This is a genomic window from Martinezella lusitana (genome assembly GCF_016901135.1).
GTDB classification, from domain to species: domain Bacteria; phylum Pseudomonadota; class Alphaproteobacteria; order Rhizobiales; family Rhizobiaceae; genus Rhizobium; species Rhizobium lusitanum_D.
The window spans coordinates 100936-118142 of the sequence record NZ_JAFEVL010000066.1; the positions used below are offsets into that span (position 1 = coordinate 100936).

Sequence of the window (17207 nt, forward strand, 5' to 3'; positions counted from 1 at the left end):
CTGGATTACAGCGCACTTCGGCCGATGGCAACTATTGCACTGCAAAAAGCTCCAGACGCTTCAAGCCGCTATTTTTTCCGCCGCTGCGCCGGATGCATGAGGTGCCGCAGCTGCACCATCGCCATCGGCGTCGACAGACTGGCCGCATCCGCGGCGAGCGTCAGCTCGTCGCTGCCGCGCTTGACGGCGCGCGCCAGCACCTCATAAACGCTGGCTGTAGCAAGCTGCAGCGCCCGTTCCTCGTCCATGCCGGACAGCAGGCGCGACAGAAACAAGGCGGATAGCAGGTCGCCGAGCCCGTTCGGGGCCTTCTCGATGCTGCGATGCTCGGCAAGCAAGGCGCTGCGGCCGCTGAGATAGAGATTTCCGATGCCGCCGGCCATCATCGGCACCGCCGACGTCACCAGCATGCGCGACGGCCCGAGGGCGAGTGCGGCTTCCATGATGGCATTGTTGTCTTCGAGCGGCGCGCCGGCAAGCCAGGCAAGCTCGTAGCGGTTCGGCGTTGCCAGCGACGCCAGCGGGATCAGATGATCGCGGATCGCTTCCGCCGTCGCTTCGGGCACATAGAGCCCGCCGGCATCGCCGATGACCGGATCGCAGGCATAGAGCAGATCGGGATTCTTCTCCCGCAAGGCCGTCACCAGCCGGGCAACGGAATGCGCCTGCGCTGCATTGCCAAAATATCCCGACAGCACCGCCTTCACCTCGGACAGCCAGGGCGCGGCGATCAGATCGTCAACTGCGCGGTCGAAATCCGCCTCGTTGAAGGTCAGCCGCGTCGAACGGCCATGGCCGGGATGCCATGGCAGGACGATGGTCGGCAGCGCCCAGACGGGATGGCCAAGCGTTTCCAGCGCAAAGACCGCGGCACGATTGCCGACGGAACCTCTGACGACATGGCTGGAGATGACGATAACGGCGCCGGCCGACTTTTGCGACATGATAGTGACTTCCAGTTCAGGGCTTCAAACTGCAATGGCGCCGTTGATGATCCCTTTCGCGCCACTCTGTCAACCGCGCTTCACAAAGTCATGAAAACCTCTGTTGAATAGCTGGGTTCGGCAATTTCACGTCAACGTCATCTGCTTTGGGGCGAGATCACACCTTTTGGCAAGATTTCTAAAAATTCGTGGCCAAATCGGTCGAAAAGCAATCTAATTCGCATTCATTTTGCCAGTTTTTTCGCTAAACCTTCTGCTACTGTGGTCAAATTTCGAAAATCGGGAGGAATTTCATGGCGTCCAGGACCAATCCGAAACGGGAAAAGCAGCTCGAGGCGGCACGCAAGATCGCGGCTGCGACGGGCAAGGCGCATATCGATCCCGAAATCCTGTTCGGCCGGGCAAGCAATGACGACATGGAGCGTTACAGCCCGGAAATGCTGGCCCTTGCTGCGGTGCACGCAGCGAGAGAGCTGGCAGCCTGGAACGGCACGTCTCCGCGCGTCACCATCGAACAGGTCGCCAATATCGAGCCCGATGGCGTCGCGGTGTCGATCCTCTCGATCACCGATCACAACATGCCCTTCCTCTACGAATCGATCATGGGCGAGGTAAGCAGCACCTACCGCGATCTCTACATGGCCGTGCACCCGATCCTGGTCATCGAGGACGGCAAGCAGCCCAGCCTCTATTCCGCCGATCAGTTAAGCGATCCCGCCCATCGCGTCAGCCATATCCAGCTTCATCTGTCGCCATTGACGGCAGCGCAGACAACGGACCTCACCAAGCGGGTGCAGACCGTGCTCGATCAGACGCATCTTACCGTTTCCGACTGGAAGCCGATGCTGGCGCGCCTCGATATCGTCATTTCGGAGCTCTCCACCTATGAGGCGACGGGCCGCCGCAAGGGCGATCGCGACGAGGCACTTGCCTTCCTGGCCTGGTTGCGCGACGGCAATTTCACCTTCCTCGGCATGCGCGAATATGTCTATTCCGGCAAGGGCGCCGACGCCAAGGTCGAGCGCGATCGCGGGGCCGGCCTCGGCATTCTTTCCAATCCGGATGTCCGCGTCCTGCGCCAGGGCAAGGATGCCGTCACCACGACGCCGGAAATCCTCGCCTTCCTCGACGGGCCGGATTTCCTGATCGTTGCCAAGGCCAACGTCAAGTCGGTCGTCCATCGCCGCGCCTATATGGACTATGTCGGCGTCAAGCGCTTCGACAGCGAAGGCAACGTCACGGGCGAACTGCGCATCGTCGGCCTCTACACCTCGACGGCCTATACCAGCGCTGCCATCGAAGTGCCGCTGCTGCGCTCGAAGGTACAGAAGGTCAAGGATCATTTCGGCTTCGACCCCACAAGCCATTCCGGCCGCATGCTGGATAATACGCTGGAATCCTACCCTCGCGACGACCTCTTCCAGATCGATACGACGCTGCTCGCAAGCTTCGCCGAGCAGATCAATGATCTGGCGGACCGGCCGCGCGTGCGGGCGCTGCCACGCATCGATCATTTCGATCGCTTCGTCTCTGTCATCGTCTATGTGCCGCGCGAGGAATATGATTCCGTCGTCCGCGAGAAGATCGGCAACTACCTGAAAACCGTCTATGACGGCCGCGTTTCCGCTTATTATCCGGCCTTCCCGGAAGGCGGCGTGGCGCGCGTGCATTTCATCATCGGCCGCAGCGCCGGCAAGACGCCCAATATTCCGCAAGCCAAACTGGAAGAGGCAATCCGCGCCATTACCGCCCGCTGGGACGAGCGGTTTGTCATGCTCGCCGGCCCGAAAGCGCCGCGCATATCCGTCAGCCAGGCCTTCCAGGAAGCCTTCTCCCCCGAAGACGCCTTTGCCGATCTCCCCGATATCACCGCAACGGCCGGTGCCGAGCCGATCCGCATCGGCTTCTATATCCGCAAGGACGAGGCAGGCGACATCCTTTCGCTGAAGATCTTCCACGGGCAAGGCAATCTGGCGCTGTCGCGCCGCGTGCCGCTGCTGGAAAACCTCGGCTTCAACGTCATCAGCGAGCGGACCTTCGACATCTATGTCACGGCCAAGGACGGCTCGCCGGGCCATGTCGTACTTCATGACATGGAGCTCGAGGCCCGTGGCGGCCTGACGATCGATCTCGCCCGCCATGGTGCCGCGCTGGAGGAAGCCTTCCTCGCCGCCTTCGGCGGTACGATCGACAATGACGCCTTCAACCGGCTGATCGTCTCGGCCGATCTCTCCGCGCGCGAAGCCAATGTGCTGCGGGCTTATTCGCGCTACCTTCGCCAGGCCGGCATCGCCTATTCCCAGGACTATATCGCCGCGACGCTCGACAAATATCCGCGCATTGCAGGATCGCTCTTCCGCCTGTTTCACGATACCCTCGATCCGAAGCTCAACGACAAGAGCCGTACGAAGAAGCTTGTCGAGCTGCACGCCGCCATCGAAACCGAGCTCGCCGATGTTCCGAGCCTCGACGACGACCGGATTCTCCGCCGCTACGTCAACGCCATCGATGCGACGCTGCGCACCAACTATTTCCAGAGGAGTGCCGACGGCACGCCGAAGGCCATGCTGGCCTTCAAGCTCGATCCGAAACTTCTGGACGGTCTGCCCGAGCCGCGGCCCTTCCGCGAAATCTTCGTCTACGGCGTCGAAGTGGAAGGCGTGCATCTGCGCTTCGGCAAAGTGGCGCGCGGCGGCTTGCGCTGGTCCGACCGTGCCGAGGACTATCGCACCGAAGTACTCGGCCTGGTGAAAGCGCAGCAGGTCAAGAACGCCGTCATCGTACCCGTTGGCGCCAAGGGCGGTTTCTATCCGAAGAAGCTTCCGGTCGGCGGTAGCCGCGACGAGATCTTCAACACCGGCCGCGAAGCCTACAAGACCTATATCCGCACGCTGCTGTCGATCACCGACAATATCTCCGGCACCGACATCATCCCGCCGGCCGACACTGTGCGGCTCGATGGCGACGACCCCTATTTCGTCGTCGCTGCCGACAAGGGCACGGCCACCTTCTCAGACACGGCCAACGCGCTGGCGCAGGAAGCCGGTTTCTGGCTGGACGACGCCTTCGCTTCCGGCGGCTCGGCCGGCTACGACCACAAGAAGATGGGCATCACCGCCCGCGGCGCATGGGAAACCGTGAAGCGGCATTTCCGCGAGATGGATATCGATATCCAGACGACGCCCTTTAACGTCGTCGGTGTCGGCGACATGTCCGGCGACGTCTTCGGCAACGGCATGCTGCTGTCGCCGAAGATCCGCCTTCTGGCCGCCTTCGACCATCGCGACATTTTCATCGATCCCGATCCCGACATGGAAAATACGCTCGCCGAACGGCAGCGCCTCTTCGACCTGCCGCGCTCCAGCTGGCAGGATTTCGACAAGTCCATCCTGTCGACGGGCGCGATGATCATCTCCCGCTCGGCAAAATCGGTTACGCTGACGCCTGAAGCTGCCGCCGTCATCGGCTTGGGCAAGTCTGTCGCCACCCCCTTCGAGATCATGACGGCGATCCTGAAGGCTCCCGTTGATCTGCTCTGGTTCGGCGGCATTGGCACCTATGTCAAGGCGCCGTCCGAAACGGATGCGGATGTCGGCGACCGTGCCAACGATCCGATCCGCATCACCGCCGAAGAGGTTCGCGCCAGGGTAATCGGCGAGGGCGCCAATCTCGGCGTCACGCAGAAAGGCCGCATCGCCTATGGCCTCAAGGGCGGACGCTGCAATTCCGACGCCATCGACAACTCGGCCGGCGTCAACACCTCAGACGTCGAGGTCAATATCAAGATCGCGCTCGCCAATGCCATGCACGACGGTCGCCTGACGCGAGCAAAACGCGATATCCTGCTGGCATCGATGACCGACGAAGTCGGGACCCTGGTGTTGCGGAACAACTATCTGCAATCCCTGGCGATTTCGCTGACGGAGCGCAAGGGCACCGGCAACGGCCTGGAACTCAGCCGCTTCATGAGCGTGCTGGAAACGGCCAAGCAGCTCAGCCGCAAGGTCGAGACGCTGCCCGACGATCAGACCTTCGCCGAGCGTTATGCCAATGGACGGCCGCTGACCCGCGCCGAAATCGGCGTGCTGCTCTCCTATGCCAAGATCGTCCTCTTCGACGCGCTTATTGCCAGCAACCTGCCGGATGATCCCTATTTCGCCGCGACCCTCAGCCGCTATTTCCCGGCCAAGATGCAGCGCTCGAATGCCGCCGATATCGACAGCCACCGGCTGCGCCGCGAGATCATCGCGACGGCGCTCGCCAACGAAGCGATCAATCGCGGCGGCCCGGGCTTTGCTGTGAGCATGATGGACGCGACGGCGGCCTCGGCTGCCGAGGTCGTCAAGGCGGCTGTGGTCGCCCGCGACGGCTTCGATCTCGATCGCCTCTGGAACGAGACGGACGCGCTCGATGGCAAGGTCGGCGGCCAGATGCAGAACCGCGTCTATGGCGAGATCACCGAGGTCTATACGGTGCTGACCCGGCTGCTTTTGAAGACCGGAGCTGCCAAGGGCGATATCGAGGAGACGGTTAGCCGGCTTCGAGCAGCACTGAAAAAGCTTCGTCCTGTCTTCCTCAGCCATATCCCGGCGGATTTCGCAGCCGAGATCGCCGCCCGCGAGGCGGAATACCAGGCTGCCGGCCTGCCGGAAAAGCTGGCTTCGGAAATTGCCACGATCTACGCGCTGGTCCTCGTTCCGGAGATCATGCAGATCGCTGAGCGCACCGGCGATACGCTGAACCGGGCGGCGGAAAGCTACTTCACCGTGTCGCAGACCTTCCGGGTCGGCCGCCTGCTGCTTGCCGGCAGCCGGATCGTCACAGGCGATCACTATGAGAGCCTCGCTTTGGCGCGCAGCCTCGACCAGATCGCCGGCGCCCGTCGCGATATCGTCATCTCGGCCCTGTCGAACCATCCGAAGGAAAAGCTGCCGGTCCAGGCATGGCACGCGGAAGACCGCATCCGCATCAACCGCATCGCCGAAGAGCTCGGTGGCCTCAGCGAAAGCGGCGATCCCAACCTTGCGAGAATCACCGTGGCCGCAGGCCTGCTGACCGATCTTGCGAACGGCCGGGCAAGGTGACACAGTCCGCCCCGACCCCGGCAGGCGGGTGAGGGAATCAGGGGCTGGATTTGGTGACGACCGGGATTGGTGACGACGTGCCGGCAAAAGTGCCGGCACGAGGCATTTGGGGCTGGATGTTCTTCGACTGGGCGGCACAGCCGTTCTTCACCGTCGTCACCACCTTCATTTTCGGCCCCTATTTCGTCGCGCGGCTGACGTCCGATCCGGTCTCGGCGCAGACGACATGGAGCAATATGGCGACGATCTCCTCGGTGATCATCGCCCTGCTCTCGCCGGTGCTCGGCTCGATCGCCGATCAATCCGGGGCGCGCAAGCCCTGGATCGCCTTTTTCGCCGTCATCAAGATCGCCAGCCTCTTCTGCCTCTGGGGTGCGGCACCGGGCTCGCCGCTGATCTATCCCGTCATCTTCATGATTCTCGCCTCGATCTCGGCCGAATTCTCGATCGTCTTCAACGATTCGATGATGCCGAGGCTGGTCGGCAAAGACGATGTCGGCAAGCTGTCGAATGCCGCCTGGGGTCTCGGCTATCTCGGCGGCATGATCGTGCTGATCACCGTCGTTGCCCTGCTCGCCGGCAATCCGCAGACCGGCAGGACCATCTTCGGCCTGATGCCGCTCTTCGGCCTCGACGCGACGCTCGGCGAGGATGCGCGCATCACCGGGCCGATTTCCGCCGTCTGGTACTTCCTCTTCATCCTGCCGATGTTCTTCTTCACGCCCGATGCCGCCCGAGGCCTGCCGCTTCGAGCCGCGGTTCGCTCGGGCCTGCGGGAGCTGAGAACGACGCTCGGTGAGCTAAAGCGCCGGCGCGGCATCAGCCTCTTCCTCATCGCCCGCATGGTCTATCAGGATGGCGTGAACGGCCTTCTGATCCTCGGCGGCACCTTTGCAGCTGGCATGTTCGGCTGGGCGACGATCGAGATCGGCATCTATGGCATCATCCTCAACGTCATCGCCATTTTCGGCTGCTTTGCAGCCAGCTATGTCGACCGCTGGCTGGGCTCGAAAATAACAGTCGTCATCAGCCTGACGCTGCTGCTCGTCGCGACCTTCGGTATCATCTCGACCGGGCCGGGCTTCACGCTCTTCGGCCTCGTCCCGCTTTCGACCGTCAGCACCGGCAGCCTGTTCGGCACGGCGGCGGAAAAGGCCTATATCGGCTATGGCCTGCTGATCGGCATCGCCTTCGGCCCCGTGCAGGCCTCCTCGCGCTCCTATCTGGCGCGCAGCGTCAGCCTCGCGGAAGCGGGCCGCTATTTCGGCATCTACGCACTCTCAGGCCGCGCCACCAGCTTCATGGCGACGCTGTTCTTCTCGCTGGTAACCTATTGGAGCGGCTCGGCACGCCTCGGCATGGCAACGCTGGTCATATTCCTCGCCGGCGGCCTGCTGCTCCTGCTGCCGACGCCTTATCCGGCTGACAAAGCGAAATAGGGATATTCCTATTTCGATGAGGGATATGCTCATCCCTTCTCCCCAGCGGGGAGAAGGTGCCCGAACGGTGGATGAGGGGGCCTCCCGGCATATTCGGAACCAGCCTATATCGTTGCGAACAATATATAACTTCCCGGTAACGCCCCCTCACCCCGCGCTACGCGCGACCCTCTCCCCGCTGGGGCGAGGGTAAAGTCATCAATGGCGGAAATGGCGGATACCGGTGAAGACCATCGCGACATCGTGCTCGTTAGCGGCGTCGATGACTTCTTGATCGCGCATGGAGCCACCCGGCTGGATAACGGCAGTGGCGCCTGCAGCAATCGCCGACAGCAGACCGTCGGCAAACGGCAGGAAGGCTTCAGAGGCCACAGCGGAACCGCGCGTCAGCGGCTCGGCGAGCCCCATCGCCTTAGCGGCTTCTTCAGCCTTGATCGCGGCGATGCGGGCAGAATCGACGCGGCTCATCTGTCCCGCGCCGATGCCGGCAGTCTGGCCGTCCTTGGCGTAAACGACGGCATTCGACTTCACATGCTTGGCGACACGGAAGGCGAATTTCATGTCTTCAAGCTCCTGTGCCGTCGGCGCGCGCTTGGTGACGACCTTCAGCTCCATGTCCTCGACCAAGGCATTGTCGCGGTTCTGCACCAGGAGGCCACCGGAGACGGTCTTGGCGGTCAGGCCGGGCGCGCGCGGATCGGGCAGGGCACCGACCGACAGCAGACGAAGGTTCGGCTTGCGGGCGATGATCGCCTTGGCTTCCTCGCTGATCTCGGGCGCGATGATGACTTCGGTGAAGAGCTTGACGATCTCTTCCGCCGTTTCCGCATCAAGCAGGCTGTTCAGCGCGATGATGCCGCCGAAGGCCGAAACGGAATCACAGGCGAGAGCCCGCTTGTAGGCTTCGACCAGGCTCGGGCCGGTGGCGACGCCGCAGGGGTTGGCATGCTTGATGATGGCGCAGGCCGGCCCGTTTCCCGGCAGGAACTCGGCAACGAGCTCATAGGCGGCATCTGTGTCGTTGATATTGTTGTAGGAAAGCTGCTTGCCCTGGATCAGCGTTGCCGTGGAAACGCCGGGACGGTTTTCGCCGGTGAGATAGAAAGCCGCCTTCTGATGCGGATTTTCGCCATAGCGCATCTCCTCGCGCAGCACGCCGCCGATAACGCGGTAGCTTGGCGTGGCGATATCGAGTGCTTCGGCGAACCAGTTGGCGATCATCGCATCATAGGCCGCGGTGCGGGCATAAGCCTTGGCGGCCATACGCTTGCGGAAGTCGTAGCTCGTCTCTCCGGCATTGGCAGAAAGCTGCTCCAGAAACGCCGGATAATCAGCCGGATCGGTGAGGATCGTCACATAGGCATGGTTTTTGGCCGAAGCGCGGATCATCGCCGGGCCGCCGATGTCGATATTCTCAACCGTCGTCGGATAGTCGCCGCCGGCCTTGCGCACCTCTTCGAAGGGATAGAGGTTGCTGACAAGGAGGTCGATGCCCTTGATGCCGTGCTCCTTCATCGCAGCCTGATGCTCGGCATCGTCACGGATGGCGAGCAGGCCGCCATGCACCTTCGGATGCAGCGTCTTGACGCGGCCGTCCATGATCTCCGGAAACTCTGTGACTTCAGAGACATCGGTAACGGCAAGGCCGGCCGCGGCGATTGCCTTGTGCGTGCCGCCGGTCGACAGAAGCCGCACGCCCTGTTCGCTGAGCGCGCGCGCCAGCTCGACGATGCCGGTCTTGTCGAAGACGGACAGAAGCGCGGTTTTCACCCTCACTTTGTCAGGGGCAGGGATTTTCTTGGAAACGACGGCCATGGGCTTTCTCCGGTCTGAAGCAATTCCAGGAAAAGTGTACGGCGGTTTTCCGTCCGGAATTGCGCGATAACAAAAAACAGAGCGGAAACGCTCTGGCATGAGGAGATGAGATGTCCGGCGGAAAGGGCGCGGGACGATAATGCCGCCCCGTTAGCATAGCTGACGCCGTTAGCCTATGGCCGATGGGATAAAAACCAGCGGATTTCCGGCTTTTCGGCAATCTGGAAAACGATCTCGAGCTGGTCGGAAGAGCGCATGCCGGAAGGGTCGGCGAAAAAGATATCCTCCGCGACAAGCACTTCATTACCCGGCGAGGAGAAGACCCAGGTCTCTCCATCCGGCGCGATCAGCAGGGCGCTATCCGTCTCGGTCTGCAAAAGGCTGATGGAGGGGTGGATATGGAAGCGGGCGGACGCGATGCCTTCGCCCTTCGGCGCCTGCTTCCTGCCTTCTGGCACGAGGAACCGGTCACGTCCCGCGAGAATCGTGCCTGTCGCGTTGAGGCTCAGCTCGCGCTCGTGAACATAGCCGAAGGCGGAGAGATAGCCGTCATGCGCGGCCCTGACATAATCGCGCCCGTCTTCCGTCTCGGCGCGCTCGATGATGACCTTCTTCACGCCGCCGACCATGATCGGCCCCAGTGACTTCGACTTGGAGAACAGGCTCGACGAGGTATCGTTGAGCGTAACGGTCGAATGCGCCGCGGTCGCCCGCGCGGCTTGTGCATAGCGCTCGCCGGCGAATTCCGGCGAACCGGAATTGATGATGAAGCGGGTCTTGCCCGACGACATCTCAAAAGAGAGGCAGCCTGCATTCGCCGTGCGGCTGAGATCGGCCGAGGCAGGAGCACCGACATCGACGATGACGACAGCCTGACCGGCCGCCAGCCGATGATATTTGGTATGCGGCAGCGCCTTGAACGCCTGACCAGCCGTCTCGTCGTAGCGCAGGACCGACATCAGCTCATTGGCAAGCGTCGACGTCGCGCCGTTGAACAGCGCCAGGTCACCGTCCTGATGACGAAAGAAACGCAGCGCCGGATACATGCGGTCTATGCCGGGAATAAGCCGGATCGGCACGTCATGGCCGAGATTGACATAGGTCTGGCGCAACGGCAGCAGATCGAGCAGCAGTTCCAGCGATACGCGCGGATTGCGGGAGATATGACCGCCATCGGGCAGGATCTGGCGGTCGATCTCGCGATCGAGCGCCTGTCCCGCGCGCTTCAGCGCAAGGGCGCTGTGAGGCATGGCAACAGAGGACATGGCAAGCGCGATGCGCACGCGAAACCGCGTCGTACCGTCCCTTGCCGTCGACGCCATACGGCGCAGATAGCGCACATGGAAGATGAGCATGCGCATGAAGCGGCGGTAGAAGCCGCTATCCGTACCATGCAGGAGCACGGGCGAATGCGACAACAGGGCAATCAGCCGCTGCGCCGCGATGTCAGGCGACCAGGCAAGGCCATGCAGCCGGCGGCCGTGAACGGCGATCCAATCGCTTAGAATAGAGCGCGCCAGCGCCGAAGCCTGGTCGCTCTTCTCTGCCCGCAAATGCCGCAGCCAGCGGAAATTGTGCAGACGCGCGGCGAATGCCCGTGACGGCAACTCCAGGGAAAAGGGCGATGCGCCCTGCATTTCCAGAACCCGTCCGGCGAGCAGGATGCGGCCGTTCAGAAGCTCCTCGACAAAAAACGGATCGACGCTGCGCAAGTCGGTCGGCGCCACGATCAGGCGTTCCGGCACACGCATGGTGTGGCGGGTGAGACGCAATCGCGCCAACGCCGCGCGGCGCGACATCCGCCGCCATGCTTCCCGCATGTATGAACTCACAAAACCCTGCCGCAGAACTGCATATTTGCTTCTGCTTACTCTTGTTACCCGTAGTTAAAAAGAGGTTACACATATACCAATTAAGGACATGTTACCGGATTTTTAACTAATGCGCGAAAGATGCGCTGGGAATGCGACTATCGCGTGCGTCGCAGCACGGCGGCGAAAAATCCGTCGAGGCCGGAGGCAAAGCCGCCGGTCAGCGGCAACATATCGGGCGTGGTGCGGAAAGCACCGAGAGGCGAGATCGCCGCCTCCAGGCCCGGCCAGTCACGCGGTTCGATCGGAACGCGCTCGACATTGTCTGTATCGGCCAGAAGGCGGGCAACCAGATCCTCGCCTTCTTCGGGATCGAGCGAGCAATTGGAGAAGACCACCAGGCCGCCGGGCTTGATCAGCGTCAAGGCGTGGCGAAGCAACCGCTCCTGCAGGCCGGCAAGCTTGGCGATATCCTCCGGGCCCTTGGTCCAGAGCACGTCGGGATGACGGCGCGTGGTTCCCGTCGAGGAGCAGGGGGCATCGAGAAGGGCGGCATCGAAAAGCGCGTCAGGCTGATACTTGCTCATATCGGCAACAACGGTCTCCGCCTCCAGCCCGAGACGCGCCAGATTGGCGGACAATCTCTTCAGGCGATTGGCGGATTGGTCGAGAGCCGTGACCTTGCCGCCCGAGAGAATGAGCTGCGCCGTCTTGCCGCCGGGCGCGGCACAGAGATCGACGATCCGCTTGCCGGTGAGCGAGCCGAACAATTTCGCCGGAATGCTGGCGGCCGCATCCTGAACCCACCACTCGCCGTCATCGAAACCCTCAAGCGAAGGAATGGATCCTTCGAAGGCGGCAAGCCGCACGCCACCGGTCGGCAGCACCACGCCATTGAGACGTTTCGCCCAGCCTTCGGCGTCTGATTTCACAGTCAGATCGATCGCGGCTGGCTCGAGTTGCGTGTCCGAAATTTTGAGTGCCGCCGGCGCGCCGTAAGCGGTTTCCAGGCGGGAGAGAAACCAGGCCGGCATGGCAAGGACACCCGCGACCCGATCGAGGATCTCCTGCTTCTCCCGCCCGATGCGGCGGAGAATAGCGTTGACCAGCTTGGCAAAGCGGCGATTGCGGGGATCGCGATTGGCCTGCTCGACAGCAAGATCGACGGCGGAATGATCCGGCACATCGAGATAAAGCATCTGCGCGGCTCCGACCACCAGCACGTGATGCAAGGCGCGAGCGCCTTCCGGCAGTGGCGCATCGAGGAGAGACGATATCGCCGCTTCGATGCGCGGCAGGTGCCGCAGCGCGCTGTTCAGGATGGCGCGCACCAGCGCCCGATCGCTGTCGCCGAGCGCCTTGTAGGCAGGATTGCCGCCCTCCGCATCCAGCATGCCGTCGAGCGGCGTCTTGCGGTCGATGACGGCAGCGAGGATCTTCGTCGCGGCCGCACGCGCGGCAAAGCCGGGCTTTGCAGGCGCCGAATCATGCGGGCGAGCCTCCGCCGGCCCCTTGCCCGATCCTCTTCCGTCCTTGTTGAAAGCTTTGTTTTTCTTGTCAGAACTCAAGACCAGGGTCCCTTCGGCGGTTGCGAACCACCGCGACCCGTATTCGGTACGGAGCGCGATTTGCGCTCCGGATTAGCAGTCAAGGCCGGTGCCGTCGAGCTAAAGCCGGGCTGTGTGCCCATTGGCGAGGCGCTGCCGCCGCCATGACGCGCCATTTCGTGCAATGCCGCGATACGATTTTCCGTGTTCGGATGCGTCGAGAACAGATTGTCCATGCGCTCACCCGACAGCGGATTGATGATGAACATATGTGCCGTCGCCGGATGACCCTCGGCCGCCTCGTTCGGAATATGCGCAGCACCACGGGCGATCTTGCCAAGCGCCGAGGCGAGCGACAGCGGATTGCCGCAGATTTCGGCGCCACGGCGGTCAGCCGAATATTCGCGCGTGCGGCTGATCGCCATCTGCACCAGCATCGCCGCGAGAGGGGCGACGATCATCGCCAACAGGACGCCGACCATGCCGAGCGGATTGTTGTTGTCACGGCGGCCGCCGAAGAAGAAGGCGAAATTGCCGAGCATCGAAATGGCGCCGGCAAGCGTCGCCGTGATCGTCATGGTCAGCGTGTCGCGGTTCTGCACATGCGCAAGCTCATGCGCCATCACGCCAGCCACTTCGTCAGGCGTCAGCGCATGCAGCAGGCCGGTGGAGGCGGCAACGGCGGCGTTTTCCGGGTTGCGGCCGGTGGCGAAGGCATTGGGCTGCGGGCTGTCGTAAAGATAGACCTTTGGCATCGGCAGGCCGGCATTGCGGGCGAGATCCCGGACGATCCGATAGAATTCCGGGGCGCTGCGCTCGTCCACTTCCTGCGCATTGTAGGTTGACAGTACCATGCGGTCGGAATTCCAGTAGGAAAAGAAGTTCATGCCGGCGGCGACGACAAATGCGATCAGCATGCCCGATTGACCGCCGATCAGATAGCCGACGCCCATAAAGAGGGCGGTCATGAAGGCAAGCAACATGGCGGTACGCATGAGATTCATCGAGGGGTCTCCAACACATCTGTCGTCCAAACCTTTTTCTTTGCGGCCGGACGCACTATGATTTGGCTATTCATCCGCCTATTTCAACGGTTCCGGACCGATCACCTCATGCAGACAGCAGATAACGACAATAAAATAGACACCGAAGCCGGTGAAATCACCCGCAAACCGCTCTCGCCCGCCGCCAGGCGCGCGCTGGCCGAAGCCGAGGAACGCCGCAAGGCGCAGGAAGCTCAGGCGCAGGCCGAACTCCCCCCCGAAATCGGCGGCCGCGGCGGCGCCGATCCGGCTCGCTTCGGCGATTGGGAGATCAATGGGCGGGCTATCGATTTTTGAGATGCCCTGCTCATCACTATGATGAGAAAGACCCAGCAGCAGCCCCGCGATCGGCACCGATGTCGCTGCGAAACAGAGGAGAATGATGCCCGTAGGTTTCTCTCAGGGACTGTCCTTCGACCGGAGCCGAACAAATTGGGATGGTACAGGCCCCCGGCCACTCGCTTGGTCTGTTTGGTATCCGGCCAACGATGAGGCGATCGAGACGCCGCCGTCGGCGCCATCATGGTTTAAGCAGGAAGCCATCGCGCACGATGCGCCGATTAAGCTGACTTCCGATCCGCTGCCGGTCGTCATGTTGTCTCATGGCTCGGGCGGCGTCGCCGGCGGATTGGGATGGCTTGGACATCGTTTGGCACAATCCGGCTTTGTTGCCTTGGCTATCAACCATCATGGCCACACGGGCTCCGAGCCGTATAGACCCGAAGGCTTCCTGTGTCTCTGGGAGCGAGCCAGCGACTTAAGTGCATTGTTCGATGCCAATGATTGGAAAGAGGCCCTGGGAGCGACATTCGAGAACCGCGCCCACGTCGCGGGCTTCTCCGCCGGCGCTTATACGGCGCTGCTACTTTTGGGAGCACGTGTGGCATACTCCCAGTTTGAACCTGATAATCCTCGAAAGAGCCCGGTGCGAGGCCCAAGGGAATTCCCTGATTTGGCCGAGCACATCCCTTCACTTCTACATGACAGAATTTTTGTGGAGTCGTGGAATCGACGAAAGGAAAGCTTCAAGGACGAAAGATTTGTGACCGGGCTGACGATTGCGCCTGGCCGCTCGGTTCTCGGCTTTGCCGAGGACAGCCTCGAACGAATAAATGCGCCGGTTCAAATTATAGGAGGCGATGCGGATACCATCGCGCCCGCCAATGAATGCTGCGTTTGGCTTCACAAAAAGATCAGGTCCAGCTCCCTCGAGATCCTGCAGGGAGGAGTGGGCCATTACACCTTTTTACCAGAACCCACGCCGCAAGGCATAAAGGCGTCGCCGGAGATATTTTATGACTCCGGTTTGCAGCGAAAAAGCGTGCACGATCACGTCGCTCGCTCCGCGATTGCCTTTTTCAGAGCTTGCAGATGAGCCTTGAGAATTAGACGAGGATTTAACTCCCGTCTAAATCTGAGGCATTTTCTCTGCCCGCCAATGCAGTTCAGGGTTCACCTAAGCCGCATCAGCCTTGTTCTGCCTGTTGGCAATCAAATCATCGACGACAGCCGGATCGGCGAGTGTCGATGTATCCCCAAGCGCGCCGAAATCGTCCTCGGCGATCTTGCGCAGGATGCGGCGCATGATCTTGCCGGAGCGGGTTTTCGGCAGGCCGGGGGTGAACTGGATCTTGTCCGGCGAGGCGATCGGGCCGATTTCGGCGCGAACGTGTTTCACCAGCTCCTGCCGCAGCGCGTCCGAGCCTTCCTGGCCGACCATCAGCGTCACGTAGCAGTAGATGCCCTGGCCCTTGATCGAATGCGGGTAGCCGACAACAGCCGCTTCCGACACATGCTTGTGCGAAACCAGCGCCGATTCGACCTCGGCCGTGCCGAGGCGGTGGCCTGATACGTTAAGCACGTCGTCGACGCGGCCGGTGATCCAGTAATAGCCGTCCTCGTCGCGCCGGCAGCCGTCGCCGGTGAAGTACTTGCCCTTGTAGGTGGAGAAGTAGGTCTGGATGAAGCGCTCGTGGTCGCCATAAACCGTACGCATCTGGCCGGGCCAGCTGTCGGCGATGACGAGATTACCGTCGGCCGCACCTTCGAGCACCTTGCCCTCGTTATCGACCAGCTCCGGCTGGACGCCGAAGAAGGGCAGGGTGGCGGAACCGGGCTTCAGATCGGTCGCGCCAGGAAGCGGCGTGATCATGTGGCCGCCGGTTTCCGTCTGCCACCAGGTATCGACGATCGGGCTGCGGCTGTCGCCGACCACCTTGTAATACCATTCCCAGGCTTCCGGATTGATGGGTTCGCCGACCGTGCCGAGCAGGCGCAAGCTGGAGCGCGACGAACGCTTGACGAAATGATCGCCCGCACCCATCAGCGAACGGATCGCCGTCGGCGCGGTATAGAAGATATTGACCTTGTGCTTGTCGATGACATCCCAAAAGCGGCCTTGATCCGGGTAATTCGGTACGCCTTCGAACATCAGCGAGGTCGCGGCATTGGCGAGCGGCCCATAGACGATGTAGGAATGGCCGGTCACCCAGCCGACATCGGCCGTGCACCAGTAGATATCGCCGGGGTGATAATCGAACGTATATTCATGCGTCATTGCCGCATAGACGAGATAGCCGCCCGTCGTATGCAGCACGCCCTTCGGCTTGCCGGTGGAGCCGGACGTGTAGAGAATGAACAGCGGATCTTCCGCCTTCATTTTCGCCGGCGGACAATCCGCCTTCACCTTGGCGGTTGCCTCGTGATACCAGAGATCACGGCCGGGCTCCCAGGCGACCTTGCCGCCGGTGCGGCGCACCACGAGGACATTCTTGACCGCAACCTTCTGCTTGGCGGCGATCTGGATCGCCTTATCGGTGTTTTCCTTGAGCGGAATGGATTTGCCGCCGCGAACGCCTTCATCGCAGGTGATGACGAAGGTCGATTCGCAATCGACGATACGGCCGCCCAGCGCCTCGGGCGAAAAGCCGCCGAAAACGACGGAATGCACCGCGCCGATACGGGCGCAGGCAAGCATGGCATAAGCCGCTTCCGGGATCATCGGCATGTAGATGGTGACGCGATCGCCCTTCTTGACGCCGTGCTTCTTCAAGACGTTCGCCAGCCGGCAAACCTGCTCGTAAAGCTCGTTATAAGTGACCTTCTTGTCGATATAAGGATTGTCGCCTTCCCAGATGAAGGCGACACGGTCTCCATGCTTCTTCAGGTGCCGGTCGATGCAATTATAGGAGACGTTGGTGACGCCGTCCTCGAACCATTTGATCGAGACCTTGCCGGTAAACGACGTGTTCTTGACCTTGGTATAGGGCTTGAACCAGTCGATGCGCTTGCCGTGCTTGCCCCAGAATTTGTCGGGATCCTCGACGCTCTGCTGATACCATTTCTGATATTTCGCCTGGTCGATCAAAGCGCGCGCCTTGACCGGTTTCGTCACCGGATGAATCTTTTCCGACATTGTTTCCTCCTCGAATTCTGACACCCTCTCTCTCGCAATTATGGGTGCTCTTTCCGCGCAATCAATAGCAGGTCAAACCATGACAGCAATTGGACAAAGTGCATTTCAT

Annotated in this window: 10 protein-coding genes; 4 read left to right on the forward strand and 6 right to left on the reverse strand. The window is 61.6% G+C overall.

Features of this window, described 5'->3' with window-relative positions; translation table 11 throughout:
- Nucleotides 1-68: 68 nt before the first annotated feature.
- Nucleotides 69-944, reverse strand: a complete 876-nt coding sequence (pdxY, locus tag JTP94_RS28590) for a pyridoxal kinase PdxY (RefSeq protein ID WP_204853805.1) — start codon at nt 942-944, stop codon at nt 69-71.
- A 293-nt stretch (nt 945-1237) separates the two neighbouring features.
- Here pdxY and JTP94_RS28595 point away from each other — a divergent pair, with 293 nt between their 5' ends.
- Nucleotides 1238-6028 (forward strand): NAD-glutamate dehydrogenase, encoded by a 4791-nt coding sequence (locus JTP94_RS28595; protein ID WP_204853806.1) that lies wholly within the window; start codon nt 1238-1240, stop codon nt 6026-6028.
- A 50-nt stretch (nt 6029-6078) separates the two neighbouring features.
- Nucleotides 6079-7467, forward strand: a complete 1389-nt coding sequence (locus tag JTP94_RS28600) for an MFS transporter (RefSeq protein ID WP_204853807.1) — start codon at nt 6079-6081, stop codon at nt 7465-7467.
- 198 nt (nt 7468-7665) lie between these two features.
- Here the strand turns inward: JTP94_RS28600 and purH are convergent, their stop codons facing one another.
- From purH to htpX, 4 genes are all read right to left on the reverse strand, one after another.
- Nucleotides 7666-9282: a bifunctional phosphoribosylaminoimidazolecarboxamide formyltransferase/IMP cyclohydrolase gene (gene purH / locus JTP94_RS28605; protein ID WP_204853808.1), complete on the reverse strand. Its 1617-nt coding sequence runs from the start codon at nt 9280-9282 to the stop codon at nt 7666-7668.
- A 173-nt stretch (nt 9283-9455) separates the two neighbouring features.
- The gene (locus JTP94_RS28610; protein WP_204853809.1) at nt 9456-11102 is read right to left on the reverse strand and encodes a heparinase II/III family protein; all 1647 of its coding nucleotides are present in this window, start codon (nt 11100-11102) and stop codon (nt 9456-9458) included.
- Between the two features lie 149 nt (nt 11103-11251).
- Entirely contained in the window at nt 11252-12667 is a 1416-nt protein-coding gene (locus tag JTP94_RS28615; protein ID WP_409456641.1) for an RsmB/NOP family class I SAM-dependent RNA methyltransferase, read from the reverse strand.
- A complete protein-coding gene (htpX, locus tag JTP94_RS28620) occupies nt 12658-13644 on the reverse strand; it encodes a zinc metalloprotease HtpX (protein WP_204853811.1) in 987 nt (328 codons plus the stop codon). The genes JTP94_RS28615 and htpX overlap by 10 nt, the downstream gene beginning before the upstream one ends.
- Before the next feature lie 108 nt (nt 13645-13752).
- Between htpX and JTP94_RS28625 the strand changes: the two genes are divergently transcribed.
- Both JTP94_RS28625 and JTP94_RS28630 read left to right on the forward strand, forming a co-directional pair.
- Entirely contained in the window at nt 13753-13980 is a 228-nt protein-coding gene (locus tag JTP94_RS28625) for a DUF1674 domain-containing protein (protein ID WP_204853812.1), read from the forward strand.
- 85 nt (nt 13981-14065) lie between these two features.
- Nucleotides 14066-15058: a hypothetical protein gene (locus tag JTP94_RS28630; RefSeq protein WP_204853813.1), complete on the forward strand. Its 993-nt coding sequence runs from the start codon at nt 14066-14068 to the stop codon at nt 15056-15058.
- 81 nt (nt 15059-15139) lie between these two features.
- On the opposite strand, the gene acs is transcribed toward JTP94_RS28630, so the two are convergent.
- Complete coding sequence (gene acs, locus JTP94_RS28635) at nt 15140-17098, reverse strand: acetate--CoA ligase (RefSeq protein ID WP_204853814.1); 1959 nt, start codon at nt 17096-17098, stop codon at nt 15140-15142.
- Nucleotides 17099-17207: the final 109 nt, after the last annotated feature.